Annotated in this window: 2 protein-coding genes; both read right to left on the minus strand. The window is 62.2% G+C overall.

The genetic code is table 11. The features are described 5' to 3' along the window. Positions 1-1,010 (minus strand): type IV pilus assembly protein FimV (locus tag BFP90_RS16635; protein ID WP_305118404.1); only part of this gene is annotated, 1,010 nt, incomplete at its 3' end. A 161-nt stretch (positions 1,011-1,171) separates the two neighbouring features. After that, positions 1,172-2,182: an aspartate-semialdehyde dehydrogenase gene (locus BFP90_RS16640; protein ID WP_065894108.1), complete on the minus strand. Its 1,011-nt coding sequence runs from the start codon at positions 2,180-2,182 to the stop codon at positions 1,172-1,174. Between the last annotated feature and the right edge of the window lie 240 nt (positions 2,183-2,422).

Below are 2,422 nucleotides of genomic sequence, written 5' to 3' on the forward strand. Positions count from 1 at the left end.
TGCAGCTTGTCCAACTGGCTTTGCAAATCCGCCGCGCGGCTTTTGAGTTCTTCGTTATCGCGACGGGTGGTGTCCAGTTGCTCTTGAGTCATCGCCAGCTTGTCGCTCAACGCACGGCTGTCGCCCGCCTTGCCGTTCGCCCCTTTTTTGGCTGCTTCGGCCGACACCAGGCTCAAGTTGTCCTTGGCGTTGGTGCTCGACGGCGCATTGCCCGTCTCGGTGCGCTTGGTGGCGTCCAACTGGGCCTTGCCCGCCACTTGCTGGCTGGCGGTGCGGCGGCCCTGGCGCCAGGCGGCGTTCTGCGCAGTCACTTCGGCAATCGCCTGGGGTTGCGCCAGCGCGGTGCTTTGCACGGTGTCCGGCAGGCGCAGGACCTGGCCGGTTTTCAGGCGGTTGATGTTGCCATCGACAAAGGCATTCGGGTTGAGTGCCTGAATGGCCAGCATGGTCTGTTGCACAGAGCCACCATTGCGGTTTTTCTCGGCAATTTCCCACAAGGTGTCGCGAGCCGTGGTGGTATGTTGCGCAGGCTTGCTGACGGCGGACGCTGTGCCGGCCGGCGCACTCAAGCGCGGCGCCGGGGCGCTGGCAGCCGATGTGGGCTGATCGAATTTGGCGGGATCGAGCAGCACGCTGTAGTCACGCATCAGGCGGCCATTGGGCCATTGCACCTGCAGGAGGAAGCGTACATAGGAATCGGGCAGCGGTTTGTCGGAGGTGACGCGCACCACGCTGCGGCCATTGGGATTGACCACCGGCGTAAAGGTGAGCTGGTCGAGAAAGGCCTGGCGATCGACACCGGCATCGACGAACGCCTGGGACGACGCCAGGCTCGGGGTGATCTCGGACGCCGTGAGGCCACCGACGTCGAGCAGCTCGATTTCCACCGACAGCGGCTGGTTCAACTTCGACTTGAGGGTCATCTCCCCAAGTTGCAGCGCCTGCGCCATACCGGAGGACAGCGCCGAGGCGGCCGCTATTGCTAACACCAGTTTGCGAACTTGAACCATAGCCTCATCCTTTGTCTGAACACTCCCCGGCCTGCGAGAAGGTTGGTAACCGCTGCCATAAGGCATGGCGAGCCGATAGGTTACCGACGCGCTTGTGTTCCGCTTTGGGCCAAGCATAGCGCTTGGTGAGAATCAATCTACAAATTGACGCCAAGTATCTTTTACGCAAGGCCTTTTATCAACAACTGCGCCACTTGCACGGCGTTAAGCGCAGCCCCTTTGCGTACGTTATCTGACGTCAGCCACAAATTTAGTTCCGCCGGGTCGTCGACACCCGCGCGCACTCGCCCTACATAGACAACGTCCTGACCCACTGCATCACCAACTGCCGTCGGGTAGTCGCCCGCCTCGACCAGCTCGATACCCGGCGCTGCCTCAAGGGCCTCGTTCACCGCAGCCAGATCGACCGGCGCCGCCAACTGCAGCGACACAGCCAGGCTATCGCCGAAAAACACCGGGGCTTGAATGCACGTGGCGGACACTTTCAGTAAAGGTGTTTCCAGTACGGCGCGCAATTCATGCACGAGACGTTTCTCCAGCGCCGTGTGACCCTGGGCGTCTGGAGTGCCGACTTGTGCCAGCAGGTTGAAAGCCACTTGCCGATCGAAGAAGGTCGGCTCCAGCGGACGCACATTCAACAGCTCGGCGGTCTGGCGGGCCAACTCACTCACGGCCTCGCGGCCCAGCGCAGACACGGCCAGGTTGGCGGTAACGCTCACGCGCTGGATATCCAGCAGGCCACGCAACGGCGCCAGCACCACGGCCAGGTGAGTGGCGGACGGGCTCGGGCTGGCGATTTGAAACGGTTTCTTCAAGCCTTTGAGCACATGGGCATTGGCTTGCGGCACCACGTACGGCGCCTGTTCGGCTGGCAACGCGCCAGACAGGTCGATCACCGAACAACCGGCGGCCGTGGCGCGCGGCGCGAAGCTCAAGGTCACCGCCGGGCCGGCCGCGAAGAACGCCAGTTGCGCCTTGCTGAAATCGAACTCGTCGACCTCCTTCACCCGCAGGTTCTTGCCGCGGAACGGCACCGAAGCACCGGCGGAATTGTTGCCCGCCAGCAAATAAAGGGTGCCTACCGGGAAGTCCAGCTCTTCGAGAATCTGTACCAGGGTTTCGCCAACGGTGCCGGTGGCGCCGATCACGGCGATTTCAAAGGTCTGGGTCATGGAGGTTGCCTCGGGCATTGCGGGGGAGCGGCACTTTACCGGGTGGCAGGGGACGAGGCAATTGGCCTGGGGGGCTGTGGTGTGGCCGAGGGCCCTATCGGGGCTTGAGTATCTACACAACGCAGCCCTAAAAAACGTAACCACAATGCGAAGCGAGCCGCTCTTAATCCTGATCTTGATCTGCTTTTGATCTCAGGCGCCCCGTTAAACCACGCTGGCCGAACGCAGGCTTGAATCCGT

Origin of the sequence: Pseudomonas sp. 24 E 13 (genome assembly GCF_900004715.1) — a bacterium.
GTDB lineage: Bacteria > Pseudomonadota > Gammaproteobacteria > Pseudomonadales > Pseudomonadaceae > Aquipseudomonas > Aquipseudomonas orientalis_A.

What these genes read in the sequence shown, in the direction of transcription:
- BFP90_RS16640 (WP_065894108.1), bottom strand. Translation starts at nt 2,182, where the DNA reads ATGACCCAGACCTTTGAAATCGCCGTGATCGGCGCCACCGGCACCGTT.